Raw genomic sequence first — 15,549 nt, 5'->3', positions numbered from 1 at the left:
CCGACAGTCAGTAGGCGAGAACGTACTGGAACACCAGAAACGACGAAACGGCAGAAATCGACGGTGTCAGTATCCAGAGCATGACAACCCGGCCAGTCGCCGCCGGGTCGAAGAGGTCTGCCGCCGAGGTTACTGACTCCGGGTCTTCCTGGCCGATCGGTTGGACTTCGCGCTCTCCCGGGGGCGACCACGCGGCTTCATCGCGGTCGGTCGTCAGCGCGTCGACGGTGACGGTCCCGCCTCCACCGCCAGCGGCGGCACCGGTGACGGCCGCGCCCGCTGCGTCAGCCAGTGACGTCGTTCGGGTAGCCCGACCCCACCCCAGGCCGACGACGCACATCGTCGCTGAGACCGCCAGACTCGCCGGGATGCCAGCCCAGGATAGCAACCCGATGATTGTCGCACTCACCGTCTCGACGATGAGCGCCGCAAGAATCGGAAGTTCGGTGAGGTCATTCCCGACCGTATCGAGCGTCCGGCGAGCGATAGTGAACGCACCGATGCTGATAGCGCCACCGGCGAGCGCAACGCCCGGGTAGAGGCCCAGCTCACCGCTCCCGACAAGGGGTGCAACGGCGTTCGCGACGTTCGACGCCCCCGCCGCAAACGCCATATAACAGCCGATAGCGACGACCAGAAACTGCCCGACCCGCTCACGCCGCGTCGTTCCCGGCCCCTTGCTCTCGAAGGCTATCCTGACTTCGAGATGTGGGTAGAGATAGCGTCCAACGACTGCTGACAGCCAGAACGCAGTGATAGGCGCGACGAGCCACCACGAGACGATACGCCCCATCACGGTCCAGTCGATAGTGCCGGTCGCAACGCCGAGGCCGGCAATAGCACCGACGGCAGTCATCGAGGTCGAGGCCGGCACCCCGAAGAGGTTCGAGACCAGCAGGGCGAGCCCAACAAAAAAGAGAATGGTAACGCTCGCGATGAGAGTAAACTGTCCGCTCGGGACGATGCGACCGCCCATCGTATCGATGACCTCCGTTCCGATGGTTGCCCCGCCGAGGAGTGCGAACGCCGACATCAGGACGGCGGCCCACTCCTTCGAGAGCGTGTCCGACCCCACTGCCGGACCAAAGGCGACACCGGTCGATGACCCACCGATATTGAAACCGACGAAAATGGCAACCAGAAGCCCGATAGCAAAGAGAATCGAGACCATGTCCAACAGCAAACCCTGACGGGTCTAAATAATACCGTTCGTGACCGCTCTCGGAGTCAGACGGTTCGAGTCGGAATGGTTCGTCATCACAGACCGCAGAGCATCCCGTACGACCATCCACCATCCAGTCGATGGCCTGCCGTCACAGCCGCTCAGTCGCGGTCGTCATCGCCGTTGTCAGCCGGCACCGTCTCTTCGACTTCCGACGCTGTCTCCTCGACCTCGCTCGCCGTCTCCTTGGCCGCTTCGACCTCGTCGGTGACTGATTCAGCGGTCTGTTTCGCGTCGCTGGTCTTGTCCTTGACCTCGGTCGTCTTGTCTTTCACTTCAGTCGTCTTGTCTTTCGCTTCCGTCGCCTTGTCCTTGACCTCAGTCGTCTTGTCTTTGACTTCCGTTGTCTTGTCCTTGACCTCGGTCGTCTTGTCTTTGACTTCGGTCACCTTCTCGGCGGCGTCCTCGTCGCCGGTCTCGGTCGCAGTCTGTTCGACTTCGTCGGCCGTCTGCTCGACCTCTTCGGCTGTCTGTTCGACTTCGTCGACGGTTTCTTCCACTTCGCCCGCAGTCTGTTCCACCTCGTCGGCCGTCTGCTCGACTTCGTCCGCTGTCTGCTCGACGTCTTCGGCTGCCTCGTCGACCGTTTCAGCGGCGTTTTCGACCTCGTCAGCGGTCGTTTCCAGTTCTTCGGCGGTCGTCTCCAGTTGCTCGGCTGCCTCTTCGAGTTCAGCGGCCTTGGTAGCGACATCCTCGTTTGTCCGCTCGAGGACGTTTGCAAGGACGAGGAACTGTAACAGACCAACAACGACGAACGCCGAAATGGCGATGCTCGCAGCGGTCGCAAGCATTGATTCCGTCCCGGCACTGAGCGGTAGAACACCGAACGCGGCCAGTCCCCAGGCCAGCGCCAGCCCGACAGCGACGACCAGCACGGCCTGTTCAAACAGTCGGTACTCGCGCTCGTATCGCCCGAACATGACTGCTTCGAGCCGACGGGCGAGCGGTGTGAGGACGAATGTTGCCATAACCATAGCTGACCTTTCCTATCACAGCGTAAAAGCATGGGGGTACACTGGGTCAGACAGCCGCCCGTACGTCTCGGACCGACACGCTTTCGACGGCTGCCACCGGACCACCGGCCATGTACCCCGAGTTCGAGGTCGTTCCCGCGGTCGACATGCAGGACGGACAGGTGGTCCAGTTGGTCGGCGGCGAACGCGGCACCGAGAAAACCTACGGCGACCCGGTCGAGGCCGCACAGCGGTGGGTGGACGCCGGGGCGCGGACGCTCCATCTCGTCGACCTCGACGGCGCGTTCGAGGGCGAGCGACAGAACGCGGCAGCCATCGACGCCGTCCTCGACGCGGTGGGAGCCGACGTGGACGTGCAACTCGGTGGCGGTATCCGGACCGCCGAGGACGCCGTGTCGCTGCTTGACCGCGGGCTGGACCGCGTCATCCTCGGCACAGCGGCCGTCGAGACGCCGGAAATCGTCGGCGAAATCAGCGACGAACACCCCGGCAGTGTCCTCGTGAGCCTCGACGCGAAGGACGGTGAGGTCGTGGTGTCGGGCTGGACCGAGGGGACCGGTCTGGACCCCGCCGACGCCGCCGAGCGGTACGCCGACCTGGGGGCCGGCGGCATCCTGTTTACCGACGTGGACGTGGAGGGACAGCTCGACGGGGTGCGAACGGACCCAGTTCGTCGTCTGGTCGATAGCGTCGATATCCCCGTCATCGCCAGCGGCGGCGTCGCGACCATCGATGACGTGCTGGCGCTCCGGTCAGCGGGGGCCGCCGCCGTCGTCGTCGGCAGCGCCCTCTACGAGGGACAGTTCACGCTCGATGCGGCGATTGACGCGCTCGGCGAGTCATCGGAATAACCCGGGCCGGCTGAACGCATAACCGTGTGGCGCCCTCACAAGACGTATGGACCGCAATGAGGTTCGCCGCGCGTGGGACAGTGTCTCCGAGACCTACGCCGAACGGCGCGACCCGACCGGGTCGGACGCAGCCCTGCTTGAGGACTTGCTCGAACGGCTCCCCGAAGCGCCGACAGTTCTCGACGTAGGCTGTGGTGACGGCGCGCGGACGCTTGCGAACCTCCCGCCGAACAGCGTCGGTCTGGACTTCTCGCGTGCGGGTCTGAACCTCGCCGCCGAGACAGTGCCGGACAGCCGGCTCGTGCAGGGTGACATGACGGCGCTTCCGGTTGCGACCGACAGCGTGGACGCCGTCACGGCCTACCACGCCGTCTTTCACGTCCAGCGAGACCAGCACCCGGAAGTCTACCGGGAGTTCGCCCGCGTCCTCCGGCCGGGCGGCACTGTGTTGATGACGCTGCCGAGCGGCCAGTTCGAGACCGTCCGTCGCGGCTGGATGGGCGGGTCGATGTTCTTCTCAGCGCCGGGTCGGCGGGCGACGCTCGACCAGTTGGCCGACGCCGGCTTCACCGACACGGAGACCGTCACTGCGACGGACCCCCTCGGGAGCGATAGCGAGTTCGTCTTCGCCACGCTCGCCAACGCGTAGCAACTCACTACTCCCCCAACTCGTCGGCAGTGCTGACGTGCATCCCGACGAACTGCCACGGGCGGGCCCCGTCTGTGGCCACCAGCGTCCCGTTCCAGCGGGTCTCGTACGCGTGTCGCGTTCCCGTCTCCGTGTCAGTCCAGCACAGTTCCACGTCGTCGCTGAACCACGCGTAGCCCTGGCGTTCTGTCACCCGGAGCGCATGGCTCTCGACAGTCCAGTCGGCCGTCGTCTCGGTCTGGTCCTGCAGTCCCGTTCTAATGGCGTCGGTCCCGACCAATTGTTCGGAGATTCCGAACTTGACCACCGAGCGGTCTGCGTCATCGGCGAAAAAGGGGCCGAGCGGCTCGCCGGCCCGGAGCGCGGCGTAGTAGGCCGCGATAGTCTCTGCTGCGTTCATACTCGGCCCTACGGCCTGTGGCCCCTTCACTGGCCACGCCCGGCGGCCGCGACCACGCTCTCCCGACCCGCAATCCTTACGCCGCGGACGGCCACACGGACGTGTATGACAGAGGCGACGGGAATCGTCGGGGAGTTCCTCACGCTCAAGGAGGGGACCGACGCGGACCTGCTGGCGATGCAGTGTGGCGACTTCTACGAGTTTTTCGCCGAAGACGCCGAAATCGTCGCCGACGAACTCGACCTGAAGGTGAGCCAGAAGTCCTCGCATGGCTCGTCGTACCCGATGGCGGGGGTTCCAGTCGACGACCTGACGCCGTACGTCTCCGCGCTGGTCGAGCGGGGCTACCGGGTCGCCATCGCCGACCAGCACGAGACCGAGAACGGCCACGCTCGCGAAATAACGCGGGTCGTTACGCCCGGAACGCATCTGGAGACCGGCGACGAGTCGGCGCAGTACCTCGCCGCGGTGGTTCGGGAGGCCAGCCGAGACGGCGGTGACACCTACGGTATCGCCGCGACGGACGTGACCACGGGCCAGTTTCAGGTCACACAGCTCGACGACGCCGACGCGGGCGAGGCGCTGACGGAACTGTACACGTTCGGGCCGGCCGAGATTCTCCCCGGCCCGGAGCTCCGGAACGACGACGAATTTCTTGACCGCCTGCGCGAGCGGACGGACGCGGCGCTGACGCTCCACGATTCAGCATCGTTCGAGCCGGGGCGGGCGAGCCACACTGTCCGCGAGCAGTTCGGGAGCGAGACGGTCGACAGCGTCGGCATCGGTGACCAGAACGTAGCAGTCCGGGCCGCCGGCGCAGTGCTGTCCTACGTCGAGGACACCGGCGTCGGGACGCTGGCGGCGGTCACGCGCCTGCAAGCGTACGGCGAGCGCGACCACGTCGACCTCGACGCGACGACCCAGCGCAACCTCGAACTCACAGAGACCATGCAGGGCGATAGCTCTGGGTCGCTGTTCGACACAATCGACCACACGGTCACGGCCGCCGGCGGGCGGCTGCTCCAGCAGTGGCTCCAGCGGCCCCGACGAAACCGGACCGAACTCCAGCGCCGGCAGTCCTGCGTGGCGGCGCTGTCGGAGGCGGCGATGGCCCGCGAGCGGATTCGAGAGACGCTGTCGGACGCCTACGACCTCGAACGGCTGGCCGCACGGGCCACGTCGGGGAGCGCCGACGCGCGGGACCTGCGAGCAGTTCAGGAAACGCTGGCACTGTTGGGGCAGGTCGCCGACGCCGTGACCGAGACCGAGCGGCTGGCCGAGTCGCCGCTTGCCGACGCGCTCGACGGAGCTGACCGCGAGGCTGCCGATTCGCTAGCCGCCGAGTTGGACAGCGCACTGGTCGCGGACCCGCCGGGGACAGTCCGCCAGGGCGGCCTGTTCAAGCGAGGACACGACGACGACCTCGACAAAATCATCGACGAGCACGAGGCCGCGCTGGAGTGGCTGGAAACGCTGCCGGACCGCGAGAAGGAGCGGACCGGCATCACCCATCTCTCGGTCGACCGGAACAAGACCGACGGCTACTACATCCAGGTCGGGAAGAGCGAGACCGACGCCGTCCCGGACAAGTACCAGCACATCAAGACGCTGAAAAACTCCAAACGCTACACGACGCCCGAACTCGACGAGAAAGAACGGGACGTGTTACGCTTGGAGGAGCGCCGCCACGACATGGAGTATGAGCGCTTCCAGGAACTTCGGGAGCGCGTGGCCCAGCGCGCGACGCTACTGCAGGACGTGGGCCGGACGCTGGCGGAACTCGACGCCTTTGCGTCACTGGCGGTCCACGCCGTCGAGAACGACTGGACCCGACCAGCGGTCGTCGACGGCAACGAACTGTCCATCGAGGCCGGCCGCCACCCGGTCGTCGAGCAGACCACCGAGTTCGTGCCGAACGACCTCTACATGGACGACGACCGGCAGTTCCTCATCGTCACCGGGCCGAACATGAGCGGGAAGTCGACGTACATGCGCCAGGCTGCGCTCATCACGCTGCTCGCGCAGGTGGGCAGTTTCGTACCGGCGCGGTCGGCGACGGTTGGACTGGTGGACGGCATCTTCACCCGTGTCGGCGCGCTTGACGAACTTGCACAGGGCCGTTCGACGTTCATGGTCGAGATGCAGGAGCTATCGAACATCCTCCACTCGGCCACCGAAGAATCACTCGTGATTCTGGACGAGGTCGGCCGCGGGACCGCTACCTTCGACGGTATTTCAATCGCCTGGGCGGCGACGGAGTACATCGTTAACTCCATTCAGTCGAAGACGCTGTTTGCGACTCACTACCACGAGCTGACGGCGCTGGGCGAGGAACTGCCGACTGTCGAAAACGTCCACGTCGCGGTCGACGGCGAGCCCCGGTCTGCGGGCAGCGACGGCGACGTGACGTTCCTCCGAACGGTCCGGGACGGCCCGACCGACCGCTCCTACGGCGTCCACGTCGCCGACCTCGCCGGCGTCCCAGAGCCAGTCGTCGACCGCTCACAGGCGGTGCTCGACCGACTGCGCGACGACAAGGCTATCGAGATTCGCGGCAGCGAGCAGAGCGACAGCGGAACGACACAGGCCGTCTTCGACCTAGATTCGGGGCAGTTCAGGGACGGCGCGGCCCAGTCCGGGGGCGCAGCAGCCGGTTCCACGGCTGAGCCGGTTGCGACCGACGGCGACCCCGAACACGCGCCCGGCGAGGCCGCGGCTGAAGGCCCCGAAGGCGACGAGAGGGCAGCGTCGCTCGATTCTGAGACCGAGGCCGTCCTCTCGGAACTAACAGAACTGGATGTCAACGAGACGCCGCCGGTCGAACTGATGGCGAAAGTACAGGAGTGGCAGGCCGAACTGGACGACGAGTAGCAGACAGCGCCCGATTTTCAGCGAAGATATTCACGGCGGAAGGTGTATACGGGAGTTGTCACTGCTAGAAGGCAATGAGCGACCGGATTTACGTTCTCCACGTCGACGACGACCCGGCTGTCGTCGAAGCGGCCACAGGTGCGCTGAAACAGGCGCACTGTGGTATCACGGTCGAGACGGAGACGAACGTTGCCGACGGCCTCAAGCGACTCGATGAGGGTACGTTCGACTGTGTCATCGCCGGCTACGACCTGCCGGGACAGACCGGCGTCGAGTTCCTCGATGCGGTCCGCAAGCAATCGCCGGACATGCCGTTCGTTCTGTTCACCACCGAGGGAAATGAAGCAGCCGCCAGTGACGCGATTTCCGCCGGTGTCACCGAGTACCTCCGGGCTGACGGCGGCGCGGAACCGTACGCACGACTCGCACACACCGTCGTCAACGCCGTCGAACGGACAGCCGACGATATCGAACCCACACAGAGTACACGCCGAGAGCGTGCTATCGAGGAGCTACACTCCACCGCCAGGGCGTTCATGCGAGCCACGACTGCTGATGCGGTTGCGCAGGTCACCGTGGACGCGGCTCGGACGATCCTCAATATGCCGGCCAACGCGGTTCACTTCGCCGACGGCGACGGTCTGTATCCGGCCGCATGGACCAATCAGGTAGAAGAGCTCATCGGGATGCCGCCGGTCTTCGAGCCCGGAGATGGCCTCGCATGGCAGGCCTTCGAAACCGGCGAAACGCGGGTTCACAACGATGTCGCGTCAAGTCCGGACCGGTATAATCCGGACACGGACATCCAGAGCGAACTCATCCTTCCGCTCGGTGACCATGGTGTCCTCCTCATCGGATCATGCGAGATAGGTGCATTCGATGACACAGATGTCACGCTCGCGCGGACGCTCTCAGTCCACGCGACGGCGGCGCTTAACCGTCTCGACCGTGACCGTCAGCTTCGCGAGGAGCGCGATTTCATCGATCAGGCGCTGAATACCCTGTATGACCTGTTCTATGTTATCGGCACGGACGGCAGTCTTCAGCGATGGAACGAGCGCATCCCCGAAGTCACGGGATACAGCGACGACGAGATCGACGAGATGTCCGTCTCTGAATTCTTCCCCGCCGACGAGCACGAGACGGTCGCCGCGGCGGTAGAGAAAACGCGGGCCAGCGGCCGGGTAACTGTCGAAGCGGAGATTCTGACTGCCGATGGAGAGCGGATTCCGTACGAGTTTGCCGGAACACAGCTGACTGATGCTGATGGGGCGCCCGTCGGGACCGTGGGTATCGGCCGGGATATCTCCCAGCGCAAGGCGTACGAACAGCAGTTGGAACGCCAGAACGAGCGCCTCGACGAGTTCACAAGCATCGTCAGCCACGACCTCCGAAACCCACTGACTGTCGCGGAGGGGAATCTGGAACTGGCCAGAGCAGAATACGACAGCGACGCACTCGACAAGGTGTCGCGTGCCCATGAGCGAATGCGAGCGCTGATAGACGACCTCTTGGCGTTTGCACGCGCCGGCGAAACGGCGACTGACCTCGAATCCGTTGCGCTTACCGGCATCGTTGAAGAGTGCTGGCAAAGCGTCGAGAGTGATCAGGCGACGCTCGTCGTCGAAGGCGACCGTCAGGTTCAGGCAGATACGGCAAAACTCCGGCGGCTGTTAGCGAACCTCCTTCGGAACAGTGTTGAACATGGGTCTACAGGCGCTCAGGCGCCGGCTGACGACGACACCGACCACAGTGACGGGAGCGCAACTGTGCGAGTCGGTGTCATCAAAGACACGGACCGAAACGGGTTCTACGTCGCCGACGACGGACCGGGCATCCCGGAGGACGACCGCGAGCAGGTGTTCGAAGAGGGCTACTCGACCGGCGAGAACGGGACCGGGTTCGGACTCAAAATCGTTCAGCGGCTCGCCGAGGTCCACGGGTGGACGGTCACAGCCACCGAGAGCGAGGCCGGCGGCGCGCGGTTTGAGGTGACAGGCCTCGAACCTGCCTGAACAGGCCAGAAAGACACCGGTACGGGACAGCGACATCGACAGACCACCGCGGGGCGTGGCTGGCCTTTTGGTTCTGAAGCCCTCAGTATGGGTTATGTCATCCCAGCGCCCTCCGCGGCAGGGCTCGCGGGCCGCCGAGCAACCGTCCACAGCGAAGGACGGAGCGACGCCCGCACTCGCCGTCGAGGGGTTGTCAAAGCAGTTCGGTAGCGGTGCGGACGCGGTGACGGCCGTCAACGACGTGTCGTTTCGCATCGAGCAGGGGACGGTCGTCGGCCTGCTGGGCCCCAACGGTGCGGGCAAGACGACGACGATAAAATCGATTCTCGGGCTGGTGTTGCCAGATTCGGGGCGCGTTCGGGTCCAGGGTATCGACATGAGCGAGCACCCGCGGGCAGCCTACCGCCACGTCGACGGGATGCTCGAAGGGGCGCGAAACGACTACTGGCGGCTGACTGTCCGGGAGAACCTGCGCTATTTTTCGACCATCAAGGGCGTCAAGCCGGATGCCGTCGCCGACCGGCACGAGCGACTGCTGGCGAAACTCGACCTCCTCGAAAAGGCCGACGTGCCGGTTCGAGACCTCTCCCGCGGGATGAAACAGAAGGTGTCGCTGGCAAGTGTGCTGGCCAGCGAGTCCGACCTGGTGTTTCTCGACGAACCGACGCTGGGACTCGACGTCGAAAGCTCGCTGACGCTGCGACGGGAACTGCGCCGAATTGTCGACGAGCGCGACCTCACGGCTGTCGTTAGCAGCCACGACATGGATGTCATCGAAGACGTCTGTGACCGGGTCATCATCATGAACGAAGGAGAGATTATCGCCGACGACAGCGTGCCGGCCGTGCTCGACCAGTTCACCGCGAACGCGTTCGCCGTCACCAGTCCCGACATCACCGATGGTCTGCTTGCGATCATCCGGGAGCGCTTCGAGGTGGTCGAGGTGACGAGCACCGAGCGGGGCCGGCGCGTCGAGGTAGCGACCGACAGCGACGGGTTCTATCGCCTGCTGGCCCTGTGCCGGAACCATGACGTGACGCTTTCAGCCGTCGGTACGGTTGAACCGGATCTGGAAGACGTGTTCGTCGAAATCACGGGTCAAGGACGATGAGAGAGGCGGGGCCAGGACGATGACTGCAAGCGCCGACACGCACGCGGACGACAGTGACGGTGCCAGTGCCCAGACTATCAGTGCCGCCATGCAGGCGGGCTATCTTGACCTCGCGCGAGCGGTGCTGTACCGCGAGTACCTCATCTTCGTCCGCTATCCGGCTAACGCCGTCGGCGGCATCGTCATCTCGGTGTTCTTTTTCGGTCTGCTGTTCTACGGCGGTCGGATGCTTGCCGGGCAGGCGGTAACGGATTCTATCGAGGGCATCATCGTCGGCTACTTCCTGTGGTCGCTTTCCGTCGGCGCGTACCAGTCAATCTCGAACGACATCGGGAGCGAGGCCCAGTGGGGAACGCTCGAACGGCACGTCATGACGCCGTTTGGCTTCGCGCCGGTTGCGTTCTGCAAGGGCGTCGCGAAAGTCGTACGGACGTTCATTACCTCGACCGTGGTGCTGGCGGTGATGCTTGCGATTACCGGGACGACACTCCAGTTGAACGTCCTGACTGTGGTCGTCGTCGCGTCGCTGACCATCGCGTCGGTACTGGGTCTGGGGTTCGCTGCCGGCGGCGTCGCGGTGCTGTACAAGCGCATCGGGAACTGGCTCAATCTGCTCCAGTTCGGATTCATTATTCTCATCTCCGCGCCCGTGTTCGAACTCGGCTGGACGCGGGTCCTGCCGCTGGCCCACGGGAGCGCGCTCCTCCAGCGAGCGATGGTCGACGGGACCCGGGTCTGGCAGTTCTCCGCTACCGATCTAGGCCTCCTCATCGGTGTCCCGGCCGGCTATGTACTGCTGGGGTATGTCGTGTTTCAGTACACGACTCGACGGGCCAGACAGCTCGGTGTACTCGGTGACTACTGACTGAAGGAGACAGGTGGTTTTACTTATGTTGCCACTAATTTGATACGTAACACTGTCGCTCAGACTGTACATACAGCGCCAGAAAGTCCCTGCCTCGTACTCCAGCTATGGTCACTCGACACTTCTCAACGGAGCAACTTGTCCCTGCCATCGCGACAGTCCTCGTTATTGGTGTCCTAACTATTTCGGCGTGGTCGCTTATGCTCACGAGCGGCGATACCGCCGACCAACTCCAGATCGATGCAAACGTGCAGCAACGCTACGAGTCGATAGATGGCGTCAACGCGACACAGACGACGATCGTCTCACAGAACGGGACGGTCGCGAGTCGGACGACCTACCACGCTACGCTCCAACCGGGCACGCAGAAAAAACGGCTCGTCCCTGTCAATAGTACGTCACAGGCGGGTACCGTACGGATATCGGACGGGTCAACGCTATGGCTGTATAACGACAGTCGTGAGAGTGCGACACGAGTTCCTCTCTCCGAGCCTGAGTCTGTCAGAGGTGAGCGGCTACAGCGTCTGTTCACGAAACTTGACGGGGCGACAACAGACCCGCGGCCGGTTGAACCACTGCCTGTTGTCCCCCGAGGCGAACAGCGGCCGGTCAACTCAACCGAGGAGATGACCGTCAGCTACCGGGGCACGGAACCAGTTGACGGACGTGAGGCGTATGTCATTCATGTGACGCCGAGAAATGAGACAAAAGCATACGAGCAAACAGTCTGGGTCGAAACACAGCGGTTCTTCCCGACAAAAAAGCGGACTGTCTGGACAGCAGATGGAAAGTACACAGTTGTGACAACAAGGTACGCGAACGTCACGTACGACACTGGTGTGTCCAGTGACGTGTTTTCCCCCGACGTCCCGGACGACACAACTGTCAGCGTTCCAGAACCAACAGATAGGAGGTTTTACTTGCGCTGCCAGTTATGTGCTACATAATATTGTCGCTCAGACAGATTGAACGCCGCCGAACAGTCCCCTGCGCCTGGTAACCCGAGATATGGTCACTCGACACCTCACATCGGAACGACTGGTGCTCACCATTGCGACAGTGGTCATCGTTGGTGTGCTTGCTGTTTCGATATGGTCGCTCGCATTCGCGAGTACCGGGACCGCCGATCAGCCGCAGATCGATGCGGACGTGCAGCAACGCTACGAGTCGATAGATGGCGTCAACGCGACACAGACGACGACGATTACCCGGAATGGGACGGTCGCAAGTCGGACGACCTACGACACCGTGCTCCAGCCGGGGACCGAAAAGAAACGGCTGGCAGTCGTCAACAGCACCGTTGAGCGATACGACCTCCGGGTGTCGAACGGGTCGGCACTGTGGCTGTACGACCAGCGCCGCGCGAAGGCGACACGTATCTCTCTCAGCAGCCCCGGGTCAGACCGAGGGAAGCGGCTCCAGCGCCTGTTTGCGAGCCTCAACATGGCCACGGCGGCCGACGCGGCGACCGACTCACAGTCAGTTGAGCCGCTACCCGTCGTTCCCCGCGGCGAGCAACGGCCGACCGAATCTGCCAGGTCAATGACCGTCAGCTACCGCGGTACTGAATCACTCGATGGGCGTGAAGTGTACGTCATCCACGTGGCACCGAAAGACGACACAGCGACCTACGAGCAGACCATATGGGTAGACACGGAACAGTTTTTCCCGGTCAAAAAGCGCACTACGTGGACAGCCGACGGTGAGCGCACAGTCGTGACAACGACGTACACGGACGTCACCTACGACACCGGTGTGTCTGAAGACGTGTTTACCCCCAGCTTCCCGGACAATACGACTGTCGAGGTCCCGGAGACGCCGGAACGACAGACCTACGAGTCGGTCGGTGCGCTCAAAGCCGACACCGAGGTCCAGGTTCCGGAGCCCGACATTCCGCCGGGATACGAACTGACCTATGCGACCCAGACACGGGGACGGGTCCACAGCGTCGGCCTCCGCTACATGAACCGGACCAGTCTGATCACTGTTGCCAAGTACGACCGGCCGGGTGTCGGGGACAACGCCAGCGAAGGGGTAACAATCGACGGACAGCCAGCACAGGTCAGCTACGGGCTGACAACATCAGTGTCGTGGAGTTGCGAACGCTACCGGTACACGATTCGCGGTGAGGGCGTGTCCGCGGACCGACTCATCACAATCGGTCAGTCAGTCGGCTGTCCCAGCGGCGAGTGAACAGCCACACTGGCATATCAAGCCGCCGTTTTCTGGGTCAGAAGTTCGACTGCACGTTATATGATGGAACCCCTCCTTACTTCGAGTGCAGCGGCCCTGACAACACCGTGCCACCAGCGCCCTCCGGCGACGGCCGCTGTCTGTCCGCCACACCGCCCTATGGTTCCCCGGGCTGCCACCCCGGGAAGGAATGTGGGCCGGGCCGCCTGCAAACTGGTCCCCCTCCTCGCCCCACCTTCGCCCGAAGGAATGCCCTGATTGCCCCGGTCCCCGCTGACACTGCGCCCTTCTCTACCGTGACTGACTTCTGACTCGGAAACTGACAGGACCTTTTATTCGGGGACGGGACGTTGGTCAAGTACGTGAGTGAGGACCCGGCCGTGGGCGACATCCTCGACCTGCTCAGTGACGAGTACGCCCGGGATATCCTCGCAGCAGCGAGTGTCAAACCCATGTCCGCGAAACAGCTCGCCGACCAGTGTGAGATGTCACAACCGACCGTGTACAGACGGGTCGAGTGGCTTCAGGAGTACGGCCTCATCGAGGAGCAGACCCAGATAGAGACGGGCGGCAACGACTACAGCGTGTTCGCTGCCACGCTCTCGGAGTTCTCGCTGGCGCTTGCTGAGGGTGACTTCGAAACCGAAATCGAGCGGACCGAACCGCCGGCGTTCCCGGGACAGGACGAACAGGACACCGCGGACCGATTCACAAAAATGTGGGAGAATCTCTGACATGGTCGCCATAGAGACGCTCATGAACTGGCTCATCACTGCCCTGGCGTTTGGCTCGACTGTACTGGGTGGGTACGTCGGCTACCAAGCCTATCGGGGGTATCGCCGGCACAACAGCCGCACGATGCAGTACCTCTCGGTCGGACTGTTCTGTCTCACGGCGGTAGCCTTCGTCGTCGCGTTCACCGGCTCAGTCCTCCTTCGCCAGGGCCTGCTCTCCAGTCAGTTCCAGCAACCGCTGACACTCGTCACGCGCGCCTTCCAGTTCGTCGGCGTCCTCTTTATCGCGTACTCGCTCCACTCCCGGGAGTGAGTGCCCCGCTGGGCCGCTTGGTGTGCCACGCAATCTAACGCCGAATATCTCAAGTCCATCCGGTCGGAAGGCATAATTATGGCGCAAACGCCGGAGGGGCGGCCGACGGTCCGTATCGACGGGGCTGACCCACTGCTGCTCCCCTGGGACGTGGCAGCCGAACGGCTCTCGTTCGAGGTCGTCCGCGGCCCAGTCGCGTTCGAGTGTGCCTCCGGCGACCGGATCGAACGGGAGTACACCGGCGTCGCTGTGTTCGACCTACTGGAGGCGGCGGCGATGCCCGGCGACACGACCCACGTCCAGTTTGAATCAGTGAACGGCGACCTGGCGTGTATCCCGCTCGCTGACCTCAACGGCGCAGTACTCGCACTGGGCGACGGCCCCGGAACTGCACCGGGGCGACCGCGGTTCGTCTCGCCCCGCGTGCTCGGCCCGCGAACCGTGAAGAACGTCTGCCGACTGCGGCCGCGGACGCTTGCTGCCAGCGCTGATCGAGAGGCCTACGAGCGACTCCCGCTGGACGACTGATTATTCCAGCAAGCCGATATCCTTCGCGAGGCGGTCAGCAAGTTCTTCCAGTACGTCGGGGTCGACCTCAGCGACCGGATCACCGTCGTGAAGTTGCTCGTTGTGGCGCGCGACGGCGTCCTCGACATCCTCGAACGCGACCGATGTCCGCGTCCCACAGGCCTCACACACGACCGGGATTTCGGGCTGGTCGGTTGTCATTGGCGGCAGTTTAGCTCGCTCCCCGATAAACGGACCGGAGCGTCAGCCGGGCGCACCTGGCAGTCACTCCAGGACGCTCTTGGGCCGCTTGAGGTAGAACGCCTGCTCGGTGACGCGCTCGTAGACGGCATACAGCGTCTCGACGGCGGCCGGGTCGGGGTCGAACTGCAGGTGCGGCGCGGTGTGGTACGCCTTGCAACTGGTCAGGAAGAAGTACAGCGTCCGGTGGTGGGCCGGCGTCGCGTCGACGACACCCATCGATTGCCCGCCCAGATCGTCCGAAAAGTCGTTGAGCAGACCGGCAATATCGTCGTTCAGTTGCTCGTCGGGCCGAGTGAGCGGCGCACCGAGCGTCTGCTGGAGGAACTCGCTCGTCGCCCGCAGGAACGGGTTCGAGTCCATCCCCGTCGGGTCCACCCCACTGAACGCGTCGTACAGGTCGAGCAGCGCCGTCAGTTCGTCGTCGGTCAGCGCGATGGGTTTGACAGGGTCACCCTGCGGGAGCGCGTAATCCGGGAAGGAGTACGACTGCGGGTCCGGCACCTGCCCGAACACGGTATCGAGACTCATGGGGGCAGTTCGGTCGGCGGCGGCCTAACTGTTGGGTGGCGCGAGACGCCAG

General features: G+C 63.8%; 16 protein-coding genes. 11 read left to right on the top strand and 5 right to left on the bottom strand.

The annotated features are described in order from the left end of the window. Nucleotides 1–7: 7 nt before the first annotated feature. On the bottom strand, nt 8–1,171 hold the full coding sequence (locus tag G9C82_RS09995; RefSeq protein ID WP_007189467.1) for an inorganic phosphate transporter: 1,164 nt from the start codon (nt 1,169–1,171) through the stop codon (nt 8–10). Between the two features lie 152 nt (nt 1,172–1,323). Next, nucleotides 1,324–2,196 carry a hypothetical protein gene (locus G9C82_RS09990; protein WP_127014015.1) on the bottom strand — a complete coding sequence of 291 codons (873 nt, stop codon included), beginning with the start codon at nt 2,194–2,196 and terminating at the stop codon, nt 1,324–1,326. A 110-nt stretch (nt 2,197–2,306) separates the two neighbouring features. Here G9C82_RS09990 and hisA point away from each other — a divergent pair, with 110 nt between their 5' ends. Then, nucleotides 2,307–3,047, top strand: coding sequence for a 1-(5-phosphoribosyl)-5-[(5-phosphoribosylamino)methylideneamino]imidazole-4-carboxamide isomerase (hisA, locus tag G9C82_RS09985; RefSeq protein WP_007189468.1), 741 nt, complete (start codon nt 2,307–2,309; stop codon nt 3,045–3,047). Between the two features lie 46 nt (nt 3,048–3,093). Then, nucleotides 3,094–3,696 (top strand): class I SAM-dependent methyltransferase, encoded by a 603-nt coding sequence (locus tag G9C82_RS09980; RefSeq protein ID WP_127014014.1) that lies wholly within the window; start codon nt 3,094–3,096, stop codon nt 3,694–3,696. A 7-nt stretch (nt 3,697–3,703) separates the two neighbouring features. Here G9C82_RS09980 and G9C82_RS09975 read toward each other — a convergent pair whose 3' ends face one another. Then, a complete protein-coding gene (locus tag G9C82_RS09975) occupies nt 3,704–4,096 on the bottom strand; it encodes a nuclear transport factor 2 family protein (protein ID WP_127014013.1) in 393 nt (130 codons plus the stop codon). A 105-nt stretch (nt 4,097–4,201) separates the two neighbouring features. Between G9C82_RS09975 and mutS the strand changes: the two genes are divergently transcribed. From mutS to G9C82_RS09930, 9 genes are all read left to right on the top strand, one after another. Then, nucleotides 4,202–6,967 carry a DNA mismatch repair protein MutS gene (gene mutS, locus G9C82_RS09970; RefSeq protein ID WP_127014012.1) on the top strand — a complete coding sequence of 922 codons (2,766 nt, stop codon included), beginning with the start codon at nt 4,202–4,204 and terminating at the stop codon, nt 6,965–6,967. Between the two features lie 74 nt (nt 6,968–7,041). Beyond that, nucleotides 7,042–8,982, top strand: a complete 1,941-nt coding sequence (locus tag G9C82_RS09965; RefSeq protein ID WP_121302249.1) for an ATP-binding protein — start codon at nt 7,042–7,044, stop codon at nt 8,980–8,982. Nucleotides 8,983–9,076: 94 nt separating this feature from the next. Next, complete coding sequence (locus tag G9C82_RS09960) at nt 9,077–10,093, top strand: ABC transporter ATP-binding protein (RefSeq protein ID WP_127014011.1); 1,017 nt, start codon at nt 9,077–9,079, stop codon at nt 10,091–10,093. Between the two features lie 19 nt (nt 10,094–10,112). Next, nucleotides 10,113–10,958 carry an ABC transporter permease gene (locus G9C82_RS09955; protein WP_127014010.1) on the top strand — a complete coding sequence of 282 codons (846 nt, stop codon included), beginning with the start codon at nt 10,113–10,115 and terminating at the stop codon, nt 10,956–10,958. Between the two features lie 107 nt (nt 10,959–11,065). Continuing rightward, the gene (locus tag G9C82_RS09950; RefSeq protein ID WP_127014009.1) at nt 11,066–11,905 is read left to right on the top strand and encodes an outer membrane lipoprotein carrier protein LolA; all 840 of its coding nucleotides are present in this window, start codon (nt 11,066–11,068) and stop codon (nt 11,903–11,905) included. Between the two features lie 61 nt (nt 11,906–11,966). Beyond that, entirely contained in the window at nt 11,967–13,151 is a 1,185-nt protein-coding gene (locus G9C82_RS09945) for an outer membrane lipoprotein carrier protein LolA (RefSeq protein ID WP_127014008.1), read from the top strand. A gap of 362 nt (nt 13,152–13,513) precedes the next feature. Further along, nucleotides 13,514–13,885: a winged helix-turn-helix domain-containing protein gene (locus G9C82_RS09940; RefSeq protein ID WP_049919129.1), complete on the top strand. Its 372-nt coding sequence runs from the start codon at nt 13,514–13,516 to the stop codon at nt 13,883–13,885. 1 nt (nt 13,886) lies between these two features. After that, nucleotides 13,887–14,198, top strand: coding sequence for a hypothetical protein (locus G9C82_RS09935; RefSeq protein WP_004959533.1), 312 nt, complete (start codon nt 13,887–13,889; stop codon nt 14,196–14,198). A gap of 78 nt (nt 14,199–14,276) precedes the next feature. Further along, on the top strand, nt 14,277–14,726 hold the full coding sequence (locus G9C82_RS09930; protein ID WP_121302246.1) for a hypothetical protein: 450 nt from the start codon (nt 14,277–14,279) through the stop codon (nt 14,724–14,726). On the opposite strand, the gene G9C82_RS09925 is transcribed toward G9C82_RS09930, so the two are convergent. Together G9C82_RS09925 and G9C82_RS09920 are read right to left on the bottom strand one after the other, a co-directional pair. Beyond that, nucleotides 14,727–14,927 carry a hypothetical protein gene (locus tag G9C82_RS09925; protein WP_004959541.1) on the bottom strand — a complete coding sequence of 67 codons (201 nt, stop codon included), beginning with the start codon at nt 14,925–14,927 and terminating at the stop codon, nt 14,727–14,729. A 63-nt stretch (nt 14,928–14,990) separates the two neighbouring features. After that, a complete protein-coding gene (locus G9C82_RS09920) occupies nt 14,991–15,497 on the bottom strand; it encodes a hypothetical protein (protein ID WP_127014007.1) in 507 nt (168 codons plus the stop codon). Nucleotides 15,498–15,549: the final 52 nt, after the last annotated feature.

This window comes from Haloarcula sp. R1-2, assembly GCF_011627385.1.
GTDB lineage: Archaea > Halobacteriota > Halobacteria > Halobacteriales > Haloarculaceae > Haloarcula > Haloarcula marismortui.
This window is presented reverse-complemented; position numbering and strand designations above follow the sequence as displayed.

Bases quoted from the DNA above. Each gene is read 5' to 3' on its own strand.
- G9C82_RS09950 (WP_127014009.1), top strand. From the start codon at position 11,066: ATGGTCACTCGACACTTCTCAACGGAGCAACTTGTCCCTGCCATCGCG.
- G9C82_RS09955 (WP_127014010.1), top strand. From the start codon at position 10,113: ATGACTGCAAGCGCCGACACGCACGCGGACGACAGTGACGGTGCCAGT.
- G9C82_RS09960 (WP_127014011.1), top strand. From the start codon at position 9,077: ATGTCATCCCAGCGCCCTCCGCGGCAGGGCTCGCGGGCCGCCGAGCAA.
- G9C82_RS09980 (WP_127014014.1), top strand. From the start codon at position 3,094: ATGGACCGCAATGAGGTTCGCCGCGCGTGGGACAGTGTCTCCGAGACC.
- G9C82_RS09925 (WP_004959541.1), bottom strand. From the start codon at position 14,927: ATGACAACCGACCAGCCCGAAATCCCGGTCGTGTGTGAGGCCTGTGGG.
- G9C82_RS09930 (WP_121302246.1), top strand. From the start codon at position 14,277: ATGGCGCAAACGCCGGAGGGGCGGCCGACGGTCCGTATCGACGGGGCT.
- G9C82_RS09945 (WP_127014008.1), top strand. From the start codon at position 11,967: ATGGTCACTCGACACCTCACATCGGAACGACTGGTGCTCACCATTGCG.
- G9C82_RS09920 (WP_127014007.1), bottom strand. From the start codon at position 15,497: ATGAGTCTCGATACCGTGTTCGGGCAGGTGCCGGACCCGCAGTCGTAC.
- G9C82_RS09975 (WP_127014013.1), bottom strand. From the start codon at position 4,096: ATGAACGCAGCAGAGACTATCGCGGCCTACTACGCCGCGCTCCGGGCC.
- G9C82_RS09990 (WP_127014015.1), bottom strand. From the start codon at position 2,196: ATGGTTATGGCAACATTCGTCCTCACACCGCTCGCCCGTCGGCTCGAA.
- mutS (WP_127014012.1), top strand. From the start codon at position 4,202: ATGACAGAGGCGACGGGAATCGTCGGGGAGTTCCTCACGCTCAAGGAG.
- hisA (WP_007189468.1), top strand. From the start codon at position 2,307: ATGTACCCCGAGTTCGAGGTCGTTCCCGCGGTCGACATGCAGGACGGA.
- G9C82_RS09965 (WP_121302249.1), top strand. From the start codon at position 7,042: ATGAGCGACCGGATTTACGTTCTCCACGTCGACGACGACCCGGCTGTC.
- G9C82_RS09935 (WP_004959533.1), top strand. From the start codon at position 13,887: ATGGTCGCCATAGAGACGCTCATGAACTGGCTCATCACTGCCCTGGCG.
- G9C82_RS09995 (WP_007189467.1), bottom strand. From the start codon at position 1,171: ATGGTCTCGATTCTCTTTGCTATCGGGCTTCTGGTTGCCATTTTCGTC.